10 protein-coding genes are annotated in these 13,414 nt (G+C 70.5%); 9 read left to right on the top strand and 1 reads right to left on the bottom strand.

Annotated elements, in window-relative coordinates:
• Window positions 1-50: 50 nt before the first annotated feature.
• The gene (locus ACFOW4_RS22410) at window positions 51-1,136 is read right to left on the bottom strand and encodes a LacI family DNA-binding transcriptional regulator (protein ID WP_377530807.1); all 1,086 of its coding nucleotides are present in this window, start codon (window positions 1,134-1,136) and stop codon (window positions 51-53) included.
• 196 nt (window positions 1,137-1,332) lie between these two features.
• Here ACFOW4_RS22410 and ACFOW4_RS22405 point away from each other — a divergent pair, with 196 nt between their 5' ends.
• The 9 genes from ACFOW4_RS22405 (at window position 1,333) to ACFOW4_RS22365 (ending at window position 13,355) form a co-directional block, all read left to right on the top strand.
• Window positions 1,333-2,580 (top strand): extracellular solute-binding protein, encoded by a 1,248-nt coding sequence (locus ACFOW4_RS22405; protein WP_377530804.1) that lies wholly within the window; start codon window positions 1,333-1,335, stop codon window positions 2,578-2,580.
• Window positions 2,580-4,220, top strand: a complete 1,641-nt coding sequence (locus ACFOW4_RS22400) for an ABC transporter permease subunit (protein WP_377530802.1) — start codon at window positions 2,580-2,582, stop codon at window positions 4,218-4,220. Before ACFOW4_RS22405 ends, ACFOW4_RS22400 begins: the two co-directional genes overlap by 1 nt.
• A gap of 116 nt (window positions 4,221-4,336) precedes the next feature.
• Window positions 4,337-5,152: a sugar ABC transporter permease gene (locus ACFOW4_RS22395; RefSeq protein ID WP_377531702.1), complete on the top strand. Its 816-nt coding sequence runs from the start codon at window positions 4,337-4,339 to the stop codon at window positions 5,150-5,152.
• A 100-nt stretch (window positions 5,153-5,252) separates the two neighbouring features.
• The gene (locus ACFOW4_RS22390; protein WP_377530800.1) at window positions 5,253-7,052 is read left to right on the top strand and encodes a glycoside hydrolase family 13 protein; all 1,800 of its coding nucleotides are present in this window, start codon (window positions 5,253-5,255) and stop codon (window positions 7,050-7,052) included.
• A gap of 163 nt (window positions 7,053-7,215) precedes the next feature.
• The gene (locus ACFOW4_RS22385) at window positions 7,216-7,557 is read left to right on the top strand and encodes a hypothetical protein (RefSeq protein ID WP_377530798.1); all 342 of its coding nucleotides are present in this window, start codon (window positions 7,216-7,218) and stop codon (window positions 7,555-7,557) included.
• Between the two features lie 276 nt (window positions 7,558-7,833).
• Complete coding sequence (locus ACFOW4_RS22380) at window positions 7,834-8,901, top strand: BMP family protein (RefSeq protein ID WP_377531700.1); 1,068 nt, start codon at window positions 7,834-7,836, stop codon at window positions 8,899-8,901.
• Between the two features lie 84 nt (window positions 8,902-8,985).
• The gene (locus ACFOW4_RS22375; RefSeq protein WP_377530795.1) at window positions 8,986-10,713 is read left to right on the top strand and encodes an ABC transporter ATP-binding protein; all 1,728 of its coding nucleotides are present in this window, start codon (window positions 8,986-8,988) and stop codon (window positions 10,711-10,713) included.
• The gene (locus ACFOW4_RS22370) at window positions 10,710-12,071 is read left to right on the top strand and encodes an ABC transporter permease (protein WP_377530793.1); all 1,362 of its coding nucleotides are present in this window, start codon (window positions 10,710-10,712) and stop codon (window positions 12,069-12,071) included. Before ACFOW4_RS22375 ends, ACFOW4_RS22370 begins: the two co-directional genes overlap by 4 nt.
• A 3-nt stretch (window positions 12,072-12,074) precedes the next feature.
• Complete coding sequence (locus ACFOW4_RS22365) at window positions 12,075-13,355, top strand: ABC transporter permease (RefSeq protein ID WP_377530791.1); 1,281 nt, start codon at window positions 12,075-12,077, stop codon at window positions 13,353-13,355.
• Window positions 13,356-13,414 lie beyond the last annotated feature (59 nt).

Below are 13,414 nucleotides of genomic sequence, written 5' to 3'. Positions count from 1 at the left end.
GCAGTCCTTGCGCAAGGAATGACCGCCACCGGACCGGCGGTCGGCGCGGTTCAGGCGGGGATGGCCAGCGCCGGCGGCCCGGGGCGGTGCCGGTTCGACCCGCCGGTGGCCGAGCGGGCGGACGCCGGCGCGACCGCGGTGGACCCGCGGACCACCAGTTCCGGACGGAACAGGTACTCCGAGTGCGGGGCGGCGTGGCCGTTGATCTCGTCCACCAGCGCCCGGACGGCGGCCACCGCCATCGCGGCGACCGGCTGCCGCATGGTGGTCAGCGGCGGGTCGGTGAAGGCCATCAGCGGCGAGTCGTCGTACCCGAGGACCGAGACGTCGCCGGGGACCGAGAGGCCGCGCTGGCGGGCGGCCCGGATCGCGCCGAGCGCCATCAGGTCGGAGCCGCAGACCACGCCGGTGACGCCGCGGTCCAGCAGCCGGCCGGCCGCCGCCTCGCCGCCCTCCACGCCGAACAGCGTCAGCTCCGCCAGGTCGTCCAGGTCGGCCTCGGCCACCCCGGCGAGCCGAGTCATCGCGGAGCGCCAGCCGGCCACCTTGCGCTGCACCGGGACGAAGCGGTCCGGGCCGGTGATCAGACCGATCCGCCGGTGCCCGAGCGCGACCAGGTGCGCCACGGCCAGTTCGGCGGCCTCCCGGTCGTCGCAGGAGACGAAGGGGGCGCCGATGCCGGGCACGTACCCGTTGATCATGACGACCGGCAGCGGCCGGGCGATCAGCGCCCGGTAGCGGTCGTGGTTCGCCGCCGTGTCGGCGTGCAGGCCGGAGACGAAGGCGATCCCGGAGACCTGCCGGTCGAGCAGCATCTCGACGTACTCGTCCTCGGTGACCCCGCCCGGAGTCTGCGTGCACAGCACCGACGTGAACCCGCTCTGCGCCAGGGTCGACTCGATGACCTGCGCGAAGGCCGGAAAGATCGGGTTCTCCAGCTCCGGCACCACCAGGCCGACCAGCCCGGCGCTGCGCTTGCGCAGCCGGGCCGGGCGCTCGTAGCCGAGCACGTCGAGAGCGGTGAGGACGGCCTGCCGGGTCTCCGCGGCCACGCCGGGGCGGTCGTTGAGCACCCGCGACACCGTGGCCTCGCTGACTTCGGCCTGCTGGGCGATGTCGGACAGTCGAGCGCGCATGAGCGGCACTTTAGCCCACTGGCAACTTCTTGCGTATGCCCTTGCAATCCCTTCCATTCTCTGCAACGTCTTGCTAACGTCCCCGCAACATGCGAGAGCAGCGGCGCAGCAGTGCTGCGCCGGTTGGCAAGAACTTCCAGACCTTCCCCCTGGCGGGCCGCATCCCCCGCGACCCGCCGTGACGACAGGAGTCCCGATGCGCATCCGTACCGCGGGTGTGGTCGCCCTCTTCACCCTGGCGCTGGCCGCCTCCGGGTGCGGTAGCGACAGCGACGAGCCGGCCGCGAAGGAATCCCCCAAGGCCGCCGGCGGCAAGCTCGTGATCTGGGCCGACGACAAGCGGACCGCGGCCCTCAAGCCCTTCGCCGAGAAGTTCGGCCAGGAGAACGGCGTCACCGTCGAGGTGCAGGCCGTCAGCAAGGACCTGCAGACCAACTTCGTCACCGCGTCGCAGCAGGGCAGCGGCCCGGACGTCGTGGTGGGCGCGCACGACTGGATCGGCAACTTGGTGCAGAACGGCGCCATCGACCCGGTGCAGCTGGCCGCCGATCAGAAGAGCGGGTTCAACCAGACCGCCGTCAAGGCGGTCACCTTCAACGGCCAGATCTACGGCGTGCCCTACGCCCAGGAGAACTTGGCGCTGATCCGCAACACCGAACTGGCCCCCGAGGCGCCGAAGACCATCGAGGACCTGGTCGCCAACGGCAAGCAGCTCAAGGCGGCGAAGAAGACCACCGAGACGCTCTGCCTGCAGATCGGCCAGAAGGGCGACGCGTACCACATCTACCCGCTGTACACCTCCGCCGGCGGCTACCTGTTCGGCACCACCGCCACCGGCGACTACGACCCGAAGGACCTGGGCGTGGGCAAGCCCGAGTCGATCGAGGCGTTCAAGAAGATCGGCGCGCTGGGCGAGAAGGGCGAGGGCGTGCTCAAGCGCTCCATCGCCGACACCAACTCGATCGCCACCTTCAACGGCAAGAAGTGCCCGTACCTGGTCTCCGGCCCGTGGGCCATCGCCGACATCAAGAAGGCCGGCGTCAAGTACGACATCTCCGCGATCCCCGGCTTCGCCGGTGGCAAGGAGGCCCAGCCGTTCGTGGGCGTGCAGGCGTTCTACGTCGCGGCCAAGGGTAAGAACAAGGCCCTGGCCCAGGAGTTTGTGGCCAACTACACCACCACTCCCGAGTTGGCCGTCGCGCTGTACAACGCCGAGCCCCGGCCGCCGGCGCTGACCGCCGCTCTCGACCAGGTCAAGGGCAGCGACCCGGACCTGGCCAAGTTCCAGGAGGCCGGCAAGAACGGTCAGGTGCTCCCGGCCATCCCGGCCATGGCCGCGATCTGGGACCCGTTCGGCAAGGCCGAGGCCGCCGTGGTCGGCGGCGCCGACCCGGCCACGACCATCACCGCGGCCGGCAAGACGATCTCCGGTCAGATCAAGTAATGAGTACGCCGCCGTCCGGCCCGGGGTCTGCCACGCAGGCCCCGGGCCGGGGGCCCGTCGGCTCCGGGCCCCCGCGCTCCCGTACCGCGCGCCAGCAAGACGCGCCGATCACCGCGACCGGCCTCGCTGCCAAGGTCGTGCTGCTCGGCCTGACCGCCGGGATCGCGCTCTGGGCCGCCTTCCCGCTGGTCGACGGCCGGAAGTGGGCCGGGCTGGCCCTGCTGGCGGCGACCACCGCCGGGCTGTTCTACCTCTACCTCACCCGTCGGCACATCCCGGCCAAGTACCTGGTCCCCGGCACGCTCTTCCTGATCGCCTTCCAGATCTTCCCGGTGCTGTACACCGCGACCACCTCGTTCACCAACTTCGGCGACGGGCACCGCGGCACCAAGGACGACGCGATCGTGGCGATCCAGACCTCCTCGGTCACCCAGGTGCCCGGCTCCGCCGAGTACGCCCTGTCCATCGCCACCAAGGGCGACCCGGCCAGCGGCCCGCTGGTCTTCCTGGTTTCCGACCCCACCACCGGCACGGTCTCCGCGGGGGACGCCAACGGACTGCGCCAGCTCGACGCCGCCGACGTGACGGTCGCCCCGGGCGGCAAGGTCACCGCGGCCGACGGTTACACCGTGCTGAACTTCGGTCAGGCCAGCGCCCGCAGCAAGGAGATCACCGACCTGGTGGTGCCCACCGCGGGCGGCGCGCTGCGCTCCAGCGGGCTGTCCCGCGCCTACGAGGGCAAGGCGGTACGCGCGTACGAGGCCGGCTGTGACTGCGTACGCGACACCGAGACCGGCAAGACCTGGACCGCCGACGGGGACGCGGGCGCCTTCGTGGCGGCCGACGGCGAGCGGCTGGCCCAGGGCTGGAGGGTCAACGTCGGGCTGAGCAACTTCACCCGGGTGCTCACCGACCGGAACATCTCCGGCCCGTTCCTCGGCACGCTGGTCTGGAACTTCGCCTTCGCCATCGGCTCCACCGGCGGCACGTTCCTGCTGGGCATGCTGGTCGCGCTCGCGCTGCACTCGCCACGGATGCGCGGGACCAACCTCTACCGGGTGCTGCTGATCCTGCCGTACGCCATGCCGTCGTTCGCGATGCTGCTGGTCTGGCGGGACATGTTCAACACCGACTTCGGTCTGATCAACAACCTGTTCGGCGTCGGGGTGGACTGGTTCGGCCAGGACTGGACCGCCCGCTTCGCGGTGATCCTGGTGCAGCTCTGGCTGGGCTACCCGTACATGTTCCTGGTGGCCACCGGCGCGTTGCAGGCCATCCCCCAGGAGTTGACCGAGGCGACCTCGGTGGACGGGGCCTCGCCCTGGCAGTCCTTCCGTGCGGTCACCCTGCCACTGCTGCTGGTCGCGCTCTCCCCGTTGCTGATCTCGTCGTTCGCGTACAACTTCAACAACTTCAATGCGATCTACCTGACCACCGAGGGCGCGCCGTTCCCAGCGGACAACCCGACAAACGGCGCCACCGACCTGCTGATCACGTACACGTACCGGTTGGCCTTCGGCGGGCAGGGCGCCCAGTTCGGCTTCGCCGCTTCGATCTCGCTGTTCATCTTCGCCATCGTCGCGGTGGTCTCCGCGGTCAGCTTCCGACGGACCCGCAAGCAGGAGGAGGTGTACTCGTGACCACGCTCTCCGGTACCCCGCGTACTGGCGACACGGCCGGGCGCCCGCCAGCGGTCGACCGCGACGTCGCCGGACGGCGACCCAACCGCTGGTTCGCGCAGGTCGGTTGGCGGCACCTGGTCGCCGTGCTCGCGGTGCTGTTCAGCCTCTTCCCGATCGTGTTCGTGCTCTCCGCCGCGCTCAACCCGCTCGGCACGCTCTCCTCCACCGACCTGGTGCCGAGCGGTGGGGTGTCGTTCGGCAACTTCGGCGAGCTGTTCGAGCGGACGTCCTTCGAACGGTGGTTCCTCAACTCGCTGCTGATCGCCGGGGTGGCCGCATTCGCGTCGGTGTTCCTCTCCGCGCTGGCCGCGTACGCCTTCTCCCGGATGCGGTTCCGCGGCCGGCGGACGGGCCTGCTCTCGCTGCTGCTGATCCAGATGTTCCCGCAGTTCCTGGCGATCGTGGCCATCTACCTGATCTTCGGCACGATCACCGACCTGTGGCCGGCGATCGGCTTCAACACCCCGTGGGGCCTGCTGCTGCTCTACATGGGTGGCGCGCTCGGGGTCAACACGTGGCTGATGAAGGGCTTCTTCGACACCCTGCCCCGGGAGCTGGACGAGTCGGCCACCATGGACGGCGCCTCGCACGCCCAGGTCTTCTTCCGGATCATGCTGCCGCTGGTGGCGCCGATCCTGGCGGTGACCGGCCTACTGGCGTTCATCGGCACCATCAACGAGTTCCTGATCGCGAACGTCTTCCTCACCGACACCGGGCAGAAGACCCTCGCGGTCGGGATGTACGGCATGTTGGAGGGCAACGAGCGCAACAGCAACTTCGGCATCTTCGCGGCCGGCACGCTGCTCACCGCGATCCCCACCGTGCTGGTCTTCCAGCTCCTTCAGCGCTACATCGTCTCCGGGCTCACCGCCGGCGCCGTGAAGGGCTAGCCGGTGGCGGGCTGCGCCGGCCCGGGGCGGGGTCTCCGGCCGGCCCGCCCGCTCGGCGTCCGTAGCCCCAGGCAACCCGAGTACGAGAGAGAGCCCTGCCGTGCAGCCGCACCACGACGGGTCCGCCCGCTATGTCCCGCAGCAGGAGCCGAGGCTGGGGGAGTCCGTCGACGTTTTCGTCCGGGTGCCGGCCGGCGCGGACGTCCGGCAGGTGCACGTACGGACCACCGGCGACGGGGAGCCGAGGTTCGCCGAGGCTGTGGTGGACCGCGCGGACGTCGGGGACGTCTGGTGGCGGGCCGAGGTCGAGGCCCGCAACCCGGTCAGCAACTACCGCTTCCTGCTCTCCGGGCGGGGCAGACGGTGGTTGACAGCAGCCGGCGTGGTCGACCACGACGTGCCGGACGCCAGCGACTTCAAGCTGGTGACCCACGCTCCGCCGCCGGCCTGGGCCCGCGATGCGGTGGTCTACCAGATATTTCCGGACCGGTTCGCCCGCTCCGCGGCGGCGGACGGCCGGCCGCTACCGGCCTGGGCCATCCCCTGCGACTGGGACACCCCGGTGATCGGGAGTGGCCCGGAGACGCCGTACCAGTGCTACGGCGGTGACCTGGACGGGATCGTCGAGCGGCTGGACCACCTGGACCGGCTCGGGGTGAACACCGTCTACCTGACCCCGATCTTCCCGGCCCGTTCCAACCACCGGTACGACGCGGCCAGCTTCGACCGGGTGGACCCGCTGCTCGGCGGGGACGCCGCGCTGGCCCGGCTGGCCGACGCGGTACGCGCCCGGGGCTGGCGGCTGCTCGGCGACATCACCAGCAACCACACCGGCGACGGGCACGAGTGGTTCACCGCCGCCGCCCACGAGCACGCCCCCGAGCGGGAGCTGTACTACTTCGATGAGAGCACCGGCGACCACGAGTCGTGGAACGGGGTCACGTCGCTGCCGAAGCTGAACTGGGGAAGCGTCGAACTCCGCCGCCGGTTCGCCGTCGCCGACGACTCGCCGCTGCGCCGCTGGCTGCGCCCGCCGTACGGGTTGGACGGCTGGCGGGTGGACGTGGCGAACATGACCGGACGGCGGGGCGCCGACGCGTACACCCGCGAGGTGGCGGCGCTGCTGCGGTCGGTGGTCACGCAGACCCGACCGGACGGGCTGGTGATGGCCGAGCACGGCCACGACCACACCGGTGACCTGGACCGCGACGGCTGGCACGGGACGATGAACTACGTCGGCTTCACCGACCCGGTCTGGTCCTGGCTGTGCCACGGTGACCGGCCGGTGCCGAACTTCCTCGGCACCCCCGGTGGGGTGGTCCGGCGGGACTCCGGCGCGGTACTGGCCACCATGAACGCCTACCGCTCGCTGGTCTCCTGGCGCTCGTACGTGCACTCCTGGCAGCTGCTCGGCTCGCACGACTCGGCCCGCATCCGCACCGTGGTCGGCGACGCGGCCCGACAGCAGGTCGCCGCCGGCCTGCTCGCCACCCTGCCCGGCACTCCGATGATCTTCGCGGGAGACGAGTTGGGCCTGACCGGGACCAACGGCGAGGGCTCGCGTACCCCGATGCCGTGGCACCGTCCGCGGAGCTGGGACGCCGGCACGTTCGCCACGTACCGGTCCCTGATCGCGCTGCGCCGTGGCGAGCCGGCGCTGCGCCACGGCGGCCTGCGCTGGCTGCACCACGACCCGGACACGCTGGTCTACCTGCGGGAGGCACCGACCGGCGCGGTGCTTGTACTGGCCCGGCGGGCGGCCGGCGCTCCGGTTCGGCTGGCTGGCCTGCCGGCGGTCGAGAACCTGTACGGCGGCGCGCCGGCGCTGCGGCCGGACCCGGCCGGAGGGCTCAATCTGCCCGGCGACGGCCCGACCTTCCAGGTCTGGCGGCTGCCCTGACCGGCCGCGCAGCCGCCGGTCAGGTGCCGGTCGGGTGGGCGTGTCGAGCAGGGCGCCGCGACTGAACCCGACCACGACCCCGCAGGACGAGCGGGCGGCCGTCGCCACGCGCTGAGCGCGCCCCCCTACTACGAACCGTCGTTGATGGGGCAGGATGGGCGGCGTGGAAGCACTGCGGTTGATCCTCCTCTATGTCCATCTCATCGGTTTCGCGCTGTTGCTCGGCGGTTCGATCGCCCAGTACGTCAGCGGCCGGCTGCGAATCAACCCGGCCATGCTCTGGGGGTCCGTGATCGGTCTGTTGACCGGCCTCGGGCTCGCCGCGCCGCTGCGCGACGGTGACGAGCCGGCCCCGGCGAAACTTGTGACGAAGCTGGTGCTCGCGCTGCTGATCTTCATCATGGTCTTCTTCTCCCGGAAGCGGGACGTGGTCAACCGGGGCCACTTCCTCGCGATCGTCGGGCTGACCCTGGTCAACGCGGCGGTGGCGGTCTTTTGGCGGTAACGTCCGCAGCAGGGGACCGGCCACGGAAACGGACGTTCGCGACGCCTGGGCGCTCGGCTACCAGCACGAAGAGTGATCTGCCCCACCCGAGGGTTACACCCGGGTAACAGGCGCTCAACAGTCGTGCACGATTGTCGGCCGGTGGGTGGGCGCGGGCGTACGCTCCCGTCCGTAACGTGGGACAGCCGGCGGCACACCGCAGGTCGGCTGATGGGCTGCCACCGCACAAGGCGCGGTGTGCAATGGGAAGGAGACGTCTTGCGCTCGGTGCGTGGGATGCGGATCGCCTCGGTGCTCGCGGTGGGTGGGCTCGTGCTGAGCGCCGCCGCGTGTGGTGAGGCCCCGAAGGATGACAACAACGCCGGCAGTGGCGCCAAGAAGTACAGCGCCTGCATGGTGACCGACGTCGGCGGCATCGACGACAAGTCCTTCAACGCCTCGGCGTGGAAGGGCCTGCAGGAGGCCAAGGCCGCCAACTCCAACATCGACATCAAGTACGTCGCGTCGAAGGCCGAGGCCGACTACGAGCCGAACCTGACGCAGTTCGTCAACCAGAAGTGCGACTTCATCCTGGCCGTCGGTGGCCTGATGTCGAACGCCACCAAGAAGATCGCGACGGCGAACCCGAACCAGGTGTTCGGCATCGTCGACGCCGACCCGGGTGTGGCCAACGTCTACCCGATGCAGTTCGACACCGCCCAGGCGGCCTTCCAGGCCGGCTACCTGGCCGCCGGGATGACCAAGACCGGCAAGGTCGGCACCTACGGCGCGATCCCGATCCCGCCGGTCACCATCTTCATGGACGGCTTCGTCGACGGGGTGGCGTACTTCAACAAGGCCAAGGGCAAGAACGTCCAGGCGCTGGGCTGGAACAAGCAGACCCAGAAGGGCTCCTTCACCAACGACTTCGCCAAGCAGGACGAGGGCAAGAAGGTCTCCGACGCGCTGGTCGCCCAGGGCGCCGACATCGTCATGCCGGTCGCCGGCGGCTCGGGCCTCGGCACCACCGGCGCGGCCAAGGCCTCGGGCGGCAAGTACAGCACCATCTGGGTGGACGTCGACGGCTGCGAGAGCACCCCGGACTGCTCGGCGATCCTGACCACCGTGGTCAAGAACATCCCGGACGCCGTCAAGGAGGCCGTGGTCAAGGCCGCCGGTGGCGAGAAGCTGCAGGCCAAGCCGGGCTTCGTCGGCACCCTGGCCAACAACGGCGTCTCGATCGCCCCGTACCACGACTTCGAGAGCAAGGTTCCGGCCGAGCTGAAGGCCGAAGTCGACAAGATCAAGGCGGACATCGCCGCCGGCACCATCACCGTCACCTCACAGGCCCAGCCGACCAAGTGACGACCGGCCGACCTCCCCGGTGAGATCATCGGGGGGCCGGCGGGGGACAGTACGACCGATCCGGCCGCTCCGGCGCCGCGGGGCATGACCTCGCGGGGCCGGGGCGGCCGGTCGCGCGCCAACGGCGACCGGCCCGGCCCGGCCCGGTCGACCGGCAGCTACGCTGCACCATCGCTCGCACTCCAGGAGGTTGCGCTGAGACTCGAACTGCGCGGCATCACCAAGCGGTTCGGTGAGCTGGTCGCCAACGACCACATCGACCTGACGGTGGAGCCTGGAGAGATTCACGCCCTGCTCGGCGAGAACGGCGCGGGCAAGTCGACCCTGATGAACGTGCTCTACGGGCTCTACCAGCCCGACGAGGGCGAGATCCTGGTCGACGGCAAGCCGCTGAAGCTGAAGGGCCCGTCCGACGCGATCGCCGCCGGAATCGGCATGGTGCACCAGCACTTCATGCTGGTGCCGGTCTTCACCGTGGCGGAGAACGTCATGCTCGGCGCCGAGCAGGTCCGGGGCGGCATCGCCGGCTTCCTGGACCGACGGCGCGCCCGACGCGAGGTCGCCGAGGTCTCCGAGCGGTACAACCTGCGGGTCGACCCGGACGCGGTGATCGAGGACCTGCCGGTCGGCATCCAGCAGCGGGTGGAGATCGTCAAGGCGCTCACCCGCGACGTCGACCTCCTGATCCTCGACGAGCCGACCGCGGTGCTCACCCCGCAGGAGACCGAGGAACTGCTCACCGTCATGCGGTCGCTCAAGGCCGCCGGCAAGTCGATCGTCTTCATCACCCACAAACTCGGCGAGGTCAAGGCCATCGCCGACCGGATCACCGTGATCCGGCGCGGCAGGACCGTCGGCACCGCCTCACCGGAGGCCAGCCGGGACGAGCTGGCCGCGCTGATGGTGGGCCGCAGCGTCCGGCTCACCGTGGACAAGGCGCCGGCCACCCCCGGGGAGCCGGTGCTGGAGGTCGCCGGGCTGGTCGTCGACGACGACCGGCAGATCCGGGCGGTCGACGGCGTGGACCTGACCGTGCGCGCGGGCGAGGTGCTCGGTGTGGCGGGCGTGCAGGGCAACGGCCAGACCGAGCTGATCGAGGCGATCATGGGCCTGCGCCCGGTGCTCGCCGGCACGGTCACCCTGGCCGGGCAGGCGATCCACGGCTGGTCGACCAAGAAGGTGCTCCGCGCGGGCGTCGGCTACGTGCCCGAGGACCGCAGCGTCGACGGCCTGGTCAAGGAGTTCAGCGTCGCCGAGAACCTGGTCCTGGACATCTACGACCGGCCACCGTTCGGCGCCGGTATCTCCCTGAAGCCGGACGCCATCGCCAAGTCGGCCAGGGAGCGGATCGAGCAGTTCGACGTTCGCACCTCCTCGGCCGACGCGCCCGTCGGCACCCTCTCCGGCGGCAACCAGCAGAAGGTGATCGTGGCCCGGGAGCTGTCCCGGCCGCTGAAGCTCTTCATCGCCGCCCAACCGACCCGCGGCGTCGACGTGGGGTCGATCGAGTTCATCCACAGCCGGGTCATCCGCGAGCGGGACGTGGGCACCGCCGTCATGGTGGTCTCCAGCGAGCTCGACGAGGTGATCGGGCTGGCCGACCGGATCGCGGTGATGTACCGGGGCCGGATCATCGGCATCGTCGGCCCGGACACCCCGCGCGAGGAGATCGGCCTGTTGATGGCCGGCATCAGCCCGCAGACGGCGACCGAGTCCGGCACGGCGGCGACCGGTACGCCGGCTGCCGACGGCACGGTGACCGACGGGGGCCCGGCGACCGCCGGCGGCCCCCCGAGCGAGGACGAGGCATGAGCAACCCGAACCCGCCGCAGTCGGGCTCCCCGGACAAGGAGCCGGCAAGCCATGCGCAGGCGGCGCAGAACGCGCTCGGCAACACCGAGTTGGCCGGCACGACCAGCAAACCCAAGGGGCCGGAGGAGCCGCAGCCACAGCCGACCCTGGGCCGGCTGTTCCTGGACAACCTCTGGGCGGCCAACACCTTCACGGTGACGCTGCTGGCGCTGGTGCTGGCGATCGTGGTCGGCGCGGTGCTGATGATCGTCTCCGACCCGGACGTGCTGAGCACCTACTCGTACATCACCGCCCGCCCGTCGGACGCGTTCAGCGCCAGCTGGACGCTGGTGAGCGAGGCGTACGCCAACCTGTTCAAGGGCGCGGTCTTCGACCCGCAGACGTTCTCCGGCTGGCTGAACGGCGCCAACGGCTGGCAGGCGGTGCTCTCGCCGATCTCCGAGACGCTGACGTACACCGCGCCGCTGGTCTTCACCGGCCTGTCGGTGGCGTTGGCCTTCCGCGGCGGCCTGTTCAACATCGGCGCCCAGGGACAGGCCACCATCGGCGTGATCCTGGCCGCGCTGGCCGGCTTCCTGCTGCCGCTGCCGCCCGGCCTGCACCTGCTGGTGGCGGTGCTGGCCGGCGCGCTGGGCGGGGCGATCTGGGGTTTCATCCCGGGCATCCTCAAGGCGCGTACCGGCGCCCACGAGGTGATCATCACGATCATGCTCAACTACATCGCCACGTACTTCCTCACGTGGTTGATCGTGCAGAACGGCGTGCAGGACCCGGGCCGCACCGACGCCATCAGCAGGTCGGTGGACACCTCGGCGCAGCTGCCCCGGCTGCTCGGCGACAACCTGCGGGTGCACTCCGGCATCCTGCTCGCGGTGGTGGCCACCTGGGCGGTGGCCTGGCTGCTCAACCGTTCGACGATCGGCTTCGAGCTGCGCGCCGTGGGCGCCAACCCCGACGCCGCCCGCACCGCCGGCATCAGCGTCACCCGTACGTTCGTGCTCATCATGGTCCTCGCCGGAATCCTTGCCGGTCTCGGCGGCTCGAACATGGTGCTCGGCTCGACGGCCAGCGCACTCACTCCGCTGGTGGTGGCGCAGATCGGCTTCGACGGCATCCTGGTGGCGCTGCTCGGCCGCCTGAAGCCGTGGGGCGTGCTGCTGGCCGCGCTGCTCTTCGGCGCCCTCCAGGCCGGCGGCAACCGGATGCAGTCGTACTCGGGCATCTCGCTGGAGCTGGTCACCGTGCTCCAGGCGCTGATCGTCATCTTCATCGCCGCGCCCGCCCTGGTGAAGGCGATCTTCCAGCTCCGGGCCGCACGGGCCGCCCGGTTGCAGACGAGCCTGGCGAAGGGCTGGTAACTCATGTCCACCATGGCTGTCCCCGACGTCGCGGTCGCCGCCGTCGACGAAGGGTTCTGGACCCGTAGCCGCAAGGCCGGCCTCGTGCTGCTGGCGCTCGGCCTGCTCTCGGCGGTGCTCTTCGGCGCGCTCGCCACCGACCAGCAGGCCCGGTTCACGCTGAGTGAGAACGCTGCCGGCGCCGCACTGGAGATCAACGGCACCATCGGGGCGATCCTGTTCGGCATCATCACGATCGCCGCCGGCGCGGCGCTGCTCGCCGGGGTGCCCAAGCGCTGGTTCACGGCCGTGCTCGGGGTCGGGCTGGTCGGCTTCGTGCTGTCCTTCCTCTGCTGGCAGGTCTCCGCCGCCCCGACCGGGCAGAACTTCATGCCGCTGGTCAACATCATCCGCGGCACGTTCATCCTGGCCCTGCCGCTGATCTTCGGCGCGCTGGCCGGCGTGCTGTGCGAGCGTTCCGGCGTGGTCAACGTGGCCATCGAGGGTCAGCTGCTGATGGGCGCGTTCAGCGGAGCGCTCTTCGGCAGCATCTCCGGCAGCGTCTGGGTGGGCCTGGTCGCCGCCGCGATCGGTGGCGCGCTCATCTCGCTGTTGCTGGCGGTCTTCTCGATCCGCTACCTGGTCGACCAGACGGTCATGGGGATCGTGCTGAACCTGCTCGCGGTGGGCGTCACCGGCTTCCTCTACGAGCGGCTGATGCAGACCGACGCGCAGAAGTACAACAGCGCACCCCGGTTCAGCAACTGGGAGATCCCGCTGCTCAAGGACATCCCGGTGCTCGGCCCGGCGCTGTTCCGCGGCAACATCTTCCTCTACCTGGGCCTGCTGCTGGTGCTGGTGATCCACATCGGGCTGTTCCGGACCCGCTGGGGGCTGCGTACCCGCTCGGTCGGCGAGCACCCGATCGCCGCCGACACGCTCGGCGTCAAGGTGCTGCGGGTGCGTTACCGCAACGTGCTGCTGGCCGGCGTGGTCGCCGGCATCGGTGGCGCCTCGTACACGCTGGCGCTCTACTCCTTCACCAAGAACATGATCGGCGGCAAGGGCTTCATCGCGCTGGCCGCGCTGATCTTCGGCCGGTGGAATCCGACCGGGGCGCTGCTCGCCGCGCTCTTCTTCGGCTTCGCCGACCAGCTCGCCACCTACCTGGGCGCGATCAACAGCGCGATCCCGAGCCAGTTCCTGGCGATGCTGCCCTACCTGGCCACGATCCTGGCGGTGGCCGGCCTGGTCGGCAGGGTCCGGGCGCCGGCCGCCGACGGCAAGCCGTACGTCAAGGGCTGAGCCCCCGACCAGCTCGACAGGTGTCCCGGACGTGGGTGTGTGCCCGCGTCCGGGACACG

The organism is Micromonospora sp. GCM10011542 (assembly GCF_042650685.1).
Classification (GTDB): Bacteria; Actinomycetota; Actinomycetes; order Mycobacteriales; family Micromonosporaceae; genus Micromonospora.
Note: the sequence above shows the minus strand (reverse complement) of the source record. Positions and strands in the feature narration are given on the sequence as shown.

What these genes read in the sequence shown, in the direction of transcription:
- ACFOW4_RS22410 (WP_377530807.1), bottom strand. Translation starts at nt 1,136, where the DNA reads ATGCGCGCTCGACTGTCCGACATCGCCCAGCAGGCCGAAGTCAGCGAG.
- ACFOW4_RS22405 (WP_377530804.1), top strand. Translation starts at nt 1,333, where the DNA reads ATGCGCATCCGTACCGCGGGTGTGGTCGCCCTCTTCACCCTGGCGCTG.
- ACFOW4_RS22400 (WP_377530802.1), top strand. Translation starts at nt 2,580, where the DNA reads ATGAGTACGCCGCCGTCCGGCCCGGGGTCTGCCACGCAGGCCCCGGGC.
- ACFOW4_RS22380 (WP_377531700.1), top strand. Translation starts at nt 7,834, where the DNA reads ATGCGGATCGCCTCGGTGCTCGCGGTGGGTGGGCTCGTGCTGAGCGCC.
- ACFOW4_RS22375 (WP_377530795.1), top strand. Translation starts at nt 8,986, where the DNA reads ATGACCTCGCGGGGCCGGGGCGGCCGGTCGCGCGCCAACGGCGACCGG.
- ACFOW4_RS22370 (WP_377530793.1), top strand. Translation starts at nt 10,710, where the DNA reads ATGAGCAACCCGAACCCGCCGCAGTCGGGCTCCCCGGACAAGGAGCCG.
- ACFOW4_RS22365 (WP_377530791.1), top strand. Translation starts at nt 12,075, where the DNA reads ATGTCCACCATGGCTGTCCCCGACGTCGCGGTCGCCGCCGTCGACGAA.